The organism is Nonomuraea sp. NPDC005501, assembly GCF_040605905.1.
Classification (GTDB): Bacteria; Actinomycetota; Actinomycetes; order Streptosporangiales; family Streptosporangiaceae; genus Nonomuraea.
This window is the reverse complement of the sequence record NZ_JBEXDT010000197.1, coordinates 1-4,753: the sequence shown is the minus strand read 5'-3', so window position 1 is coordinate 4,753 and position 4,753 is coordinate 1. Positions and strand designations below refer to the sequence as shown.

The window sequence follows — 4,753 nt, the reverse complement described above, 5'->3', positions numbered from 1 at the left end:
CCGGCCGTCGCGCGGGCGCGCAGCCTGGCCGTGGCGGCCTCGGCGTTGGCCGCCAGCCGGGCGGCCTCGTCGGCGAGGGTCCGGGCGCCGTCGTCCGTCAGCCGGTAGTAGCGGCGCAGCCGCCCCCGCTGGACCTCCTCGCGGTCGAGCTCCACCAGCCCGTCGGCGGCGAGCCGGTCGAGCACCCCGTACAGCGAGCCGATCTTGAGCTGGACCCTTCCCTCCGACAGCCGGTCGACCTCCTGGACGATCCCGTAGCCATGCCGGGGCTCGTCCACCAGCGCGGTGAGCGCGAGGAACATGGGCTCCGTTATGTTCACGTCTCCACTATATCTTGTCGCACAAGATATAAGGCGCCTCAGGGGTGCTGGGAGGAGACGGAGACGACCTCGCCCGTCATGTACGTGGCGTAGTCGCTGGCCAGGAAGACGATGACGTTGGCCACCTCCCACGGCTCGGCCGAGCGTCCGAACGCCTCCCGCGCCGCCAGCTCCGCCAGCACCTCCTCGCTCGTCACCTTCGCCAGGAACGGGTGGACGGCCAGCGACGGCGCCACCGCGTTCACCCGGACGCCGTGCTCGGCGACCTCCATCGCGACGCACCGGGTCAGTGCCATGACCCCGGCCTTGGCCGCCGCGTAGTGCGCCTGGCCGCGCTGGGCCCGCCAGCCGACGACCGAGGCGTTGTTCACGATCGTCCCGGACCCCTGCGGGACCATCCGGCGCAGGGCGGCCCTGGTGCAGCGCATGGTGCCGTGCAGGGTGACGTCGATGACCGCGTGCCACTGCTCGTCCGTCATCGCGGCCAGCTCGGCCGTGCCGCCGAGCCCGGCGTTGTTGACGAGCACGTCCAGCCGCCCGTGCCGCTGCGCCACCGCCTCGAACAGCGCCCCCACCTGGTCCTCCGACGTCACGTCGCACGGCACGGCCAGCGGCTTGACACCGGTCAGCTCCACCAGCGCCTCGGCGGCCTCGCCCAGGCGCCGCTCGTGCCGGTCGGACAGGACGACGATGGCGCCCTCCTCCGCGCAGCGCCGCGCGGTCGCGTAGCCGATGCCGGCCCCCGCCGCTGCGGTGACGAGCGTGACCTTGCCGTCGAGCAGACCGTGTCCGCGCGGGTACGCCGGTGCCATCGTGGTGCCCCTCACTGCCGGGGCAGGCCCAGCGTCCGTTCGGCGATGATGTTGCGCTGGATCTCGCTGGACCCGGCGTAGATGGTGTCCGCCCGGCTGAACAGGTAGAGCCGTTGCAGGTCGTCCAGCTCGCCGTCGCGGGCGACGAGCCCCGCCCTGCCCTGGACGGCCTGGGCCAGCTCACCGAGCCTGCGGTGCCACTCCGACCAGTAGAGCTTGCCGATGGACGCCTCCGGCCCCGGGTCGGGCCGCATCGTGCGCAGCGCGTTCAGCCGCATGATCCGCAGCTCCAGCCAGGCCCTGACCAGCCGGTCTCGCAGCACCGGGTCCTCCGCCGCCCCGGTGCGCCGGGCCGTCTCGATCACCTTGGCCAGCTCCCGCCGGAACCCGATCTGCTGCCCCAGCGTGGACGCGCCCCGCTCGTGGGCCAGCGTGGCCATCGCCACCCGCCAGCCGTCCCCGGGGGAGCCGACGACGTTGGCGGCGTCGGTGGTGGCGCCGTCGAAGAACACCTCGTTGAACTCCGACGTGCCGGTCATCTGCATGATCGGCCGCACCTCGACGCCGGGCTGACGCATCGGCACCAGCAGGTACGACAGCCCTCGGTGGCGTTCCGAGCCCGGCTCCGTGCGGCAGAGCACGAAGCACCAGTCGGCCACGTGCGCCAGCGACGTCCACACCTTCTGCCCGGTCACCACCCACCGGCCGCTCTCCAGGCGCGCCCGGGTCCGCACCCCGGCCAGGTCGGAGCCCGCGTCCGGCTCGGAGTAGCCCTGGCACCACAGCTCCTCGCCGCGCTGGATGGGAGGGAGGAACCGGGCCTTCTGCTCGTCCGTGCCGAGCTGGAGGATGGTCGGGCCGAGCAGCCCCTCGCCGATGTGGCCCACGCGGGCGGGGGCGTCGGCGCGGGCGTACTCCTCGTGGAAGGCGACCTGGTCGGCCAGGGAGGCGTCGCGCCCGCCGTACCGTGCCGGCCAGGCCAGGCAGGTCCAGCCCGCCTTGCCGAGGTGGCGCTCCCAGGCCAGCCGGATCTCGTGGCCCTCGTGCTCGCGGCCGGGTCCGCCCAGCCCGCGCGCGCCGGCGAACTCGCCGGTGAGGTGGTCCTCCAGCCAGGCCCGCGCCTCCTCACGCAGGCTCAACGAAGCCCCCGTAGCCGCCGCGGAAGAACACCAGCGGCCCGCCCTCCGCGTGGACGTCGAGCTGGAGCACCCGCGCGACCACGATCATGTGGTCGCCGGCGGGGTGCTCGGCCTCGACCGCGCAGTCGATCCAGGCCAGCGCCCCGTCCAGCACGGGGTTGCCGCCGGGCGAGCCGGTCCACTTCAGCCCCGCGAACTTGTCGCCGCCCTTGGCCGCCATCTGGACGCACACCGGCTGCTGGTGCTCGGCCAGCACGTTCACGGTGAGCATCTCGGCCCCGCGTACGCGCGGCCAGCTCGTGCTGGTGTGCGCGACGCAGAACGCCACCAGCGGGGGGTCGAGCGACACCGAGGTGAACGAGTTGGCCGCCAGGCCGCACGGCGTGCCGGTCGCCGGGTCGAGCGCGGTGATCGCCACCACGCCGGTGGCGAAGCGCCCCAGCACCTGCCGGAACCGTAAGGCGTCGAGGTGGCCGTTCGCGCTCTGGGGGGTAGGGCCGTTCGGCATGGCGGCTCCGTGGAGGGTCCTGCGCTGGTAGGGCGTGGGACGGCCGGCACAACCGTCCGGCGTGACCAGCCGGGCAGCGTGTGTGCTCATGTGGACCTCCTTTGTCCGCCCAGTCGAGTGTATCTCACCAAGCGCTTGCTTGGACGGTAGGCGCGGGGCGGAAAGCGTGTCAAGCGGTGCGCCGGCGACCGTCCACCCTGTCACGTTGACACGTCCGGAGCGCGCGGCCTAGCGTGGGTTGATGCCCAAGCGCTTGCTCGCCTTCCGGGACCGTGCGGCCGTCGCGGGCGTGGGCTACACGCCGTTCGGCAAGGACTCGGGCGTCAGCACCCTGACCCTGGCCTGCCGCGCCGTCCTGGCCGCCCTGGACGACGCCGGGCTCACCGCGGACGACGTCGACGGCCTGGCCACCCACCGCGTCGGCGACTCCGCGGCCCCCACCCTCGTCGGGCCCGCGCTCGGCATCCGCGACCTGAGCTGGCACCTCGACCAGTTCGGCGGCGGCAGCGTCTCCCACGCCGTCGTCGCCCAGGCCGCGCTCGCCGTGGCCGCGGGCATGGCCGAGACCGTCGTCTGCTACCGCGCCATCAACGCCCGCTCGGAGTTCCGCATGGGCGGCACCGGCCGCGGGCTGCCGCCCGGCCCCGAGATGCAGTACCAGGCGCCGTACGGCTTCTTCGCGCCGCCGCAGCAGTACGCGATGTACGCCCGCGCGCACATGCTCAGGTACGGCACCACGGCGGAGCACTTCGGCCGGCTGGCGGTCACCCAGCGCGCCAACGCCGTCAAGAACCCCCGCGCCCTCATGCGCACCCCGATCACGCTCGACGACTACCTGGCCAGCCGGTGGATCGCCGAGCCGTTCCGGCTGCTCGACTGCTGCCTGGAGACCGACGGCGCCTGCGCGCTGGTCGTCACCACCGCCGAGCGGGCGCGCGACCTGCGCCGGCCGCCGGTGCTCGTCTCGGCCGCCGCCTGGGGCGGCGGGGAGAGCCACCTGTCGGGCGGGCGCGCCGACCCCACCACCACGGCCGCCGCCGCCCTCGCCCCCCGCCTGTACGGCCAGGCCGGCCTCGGGCCGGAGGACGTCGACGTGGCCGAGATCTACGACTGCTTCACCTACTCCGTGCTCGTCCAGCTGGAGGACTACGGGTTCTGCCCCAAGGGGGAGGGCGGCCCGTACGTCGCCTCGGGCGCCACGGCCCTGGACGGGACGCTGCCGGTCAACACCCACGGCGGCTTCCTGTCGGAGGGCTACGTCCACGGCATGAACCACATCGCCGAGGCCGTCTCCCAGCTGCGCGGCGACGCGGGGGACCGCCAGGTGCCGGGCGCGGAGGTGGCCCTGTCCACGGCCCAGCCCGGCTACATCCTGCCGGCGACCTCCGCCTTGATCCTCAGGAAGGACTGATCGCATGGCCGGTGGCGGGCGTCCGGTGTTCCAGATGGCGACGGACCGCGACTCGGCCCCGTGGTGGGAGCGGACGGGGCGGGGGGAGTTCGCGGTGCAGCGGTGCGAGGCGTGCGGCACGGCGCGCTTCCCCGCCAGGGCGTTCTGCCCGGCCTGCCGCGCCGAGCGGTGGCGCTGGGAGGCGGTCGCCCCGGAGGGAACCGTGGAGAGCTGGATCGTCAGCCATCAGGCGTTCGGCGGGGCAGGCACGGGGGACGGGGGGCCCTACGTGGTGGTGATGGTGCGGCCGGCGGCGGTGCCCGACTGCCTGCTGCACGGCGGGTGGCGGGCGTCGCGGGAGCCCGTGGGCGGCGAGCGGGTCAGGGGCGTGTTCACGGCAGGGGAACTCACGCTCGTCGACTGGGAGCCCGCCGGGGAGTGAGCGTCACCGAAAAGACGGGTGACATGCGGAACGCGCGTCCTGGCGGGCGTCGCGGGCCAGGAGGCGCTGGGCGAAGGCGACCGCGTCGGGGCCGGTGATCTCGATGAGGCCGTGGCCGCCCAGGTCGAGGACCGCGGCGCGC

The 4,753-nt window shown here is 74.2% G+C and carries 6 protein-coding genes; 2 read left to right on the top strand and 4 right to left on the bottom strand.

Annotated elements, in window-relative coordinates:
• From ABZS51_RS42290 to ABZS51_RS42275, 4 genes are all read right to left on the bottom strand, one after another.
• On the bottom strand, positions 1-320 hold a 320-nt coding region (locus ABZS51_RS42290), incomplete at its 3' end, for a helix-turn-helix transcriptional regulator (protein ID WP_355453874.1).
• Between the two features lie 38 nt (positions 321-358).
• A complete protein-coding gene (locus ABZS51_RS42285; RefSeq protein ID WP_355453871.1) occupies positions 359-1,132 on the bottom strand; it encodes an SDR family oxidoreductase in 774 nt (257 codons plus the stop codon).
• An 11-nt stretch (positions 1,133-1,143) separates the two neighbouring features.
• Positions 1,144-2,271 carry an acyl-CoA dehydrogenase family protein gene (locus ABZS51_RS42280; RefSeq protein WP_355453868.1) on the bottom strand — a complete coding sequence of 376 codons (1,128 nt, stop codon included), beginning with the start codon at positions 2,269-2,271 and terminating at the stop codon, positions 1,144-1,146.
• Positions 2,258-2,779: a flavin reductase family protein gene (locus ABZS51_RS42275; protein ID WP_310716570.1), complete on the bottom strand. Its 522-nt coding sequence runs from the start codon at positions 2,777-2,779 to the stop codon at positions 2,258-2,260. Before ABZS51_RS42275 ends, ABZS51_RS42280 begins: the two co-directional genes overlap by 14 nt.
• A 241-nt stretch (positions 2,780-3,020) precedes the next feature.
• On the opposite strand from ABZS51_RS42275, the gene ABZS51_RS42270 reads away from it, so the two are divergent.
• Together ABZS51_RS42270 and ABZS51_RS42265 are read left to right on the top strand one after the other, a co-directional pair.
• Positions 3,021-4,190 carry an acetyl-CoA acetyltransferase gene (locus ABZS51_RS42270; RefSeq protein WP_355453865.1) on the top strand — a complete coding sequence of 390 codons (1,170 nt, stop codon included), beginning with the start codon at positions 3,021-3,023 and terminating at the stop codon, positions 4,188-4,190.
• A 4-nt stretch (positions 4,191-4,194) separates the two neighbouring features.
• Entirely contained in the window at positions 4,195-4,611 is a 417-nt protein-coding gene (locus ABZS51_RS42265) for a zinc ribbon domain-containing protein (protein WP_355453862.1), read from the top strand.
• The last annotated feature ends 142 nt before the right edge of the window (positions 4,612-4,753 follow it).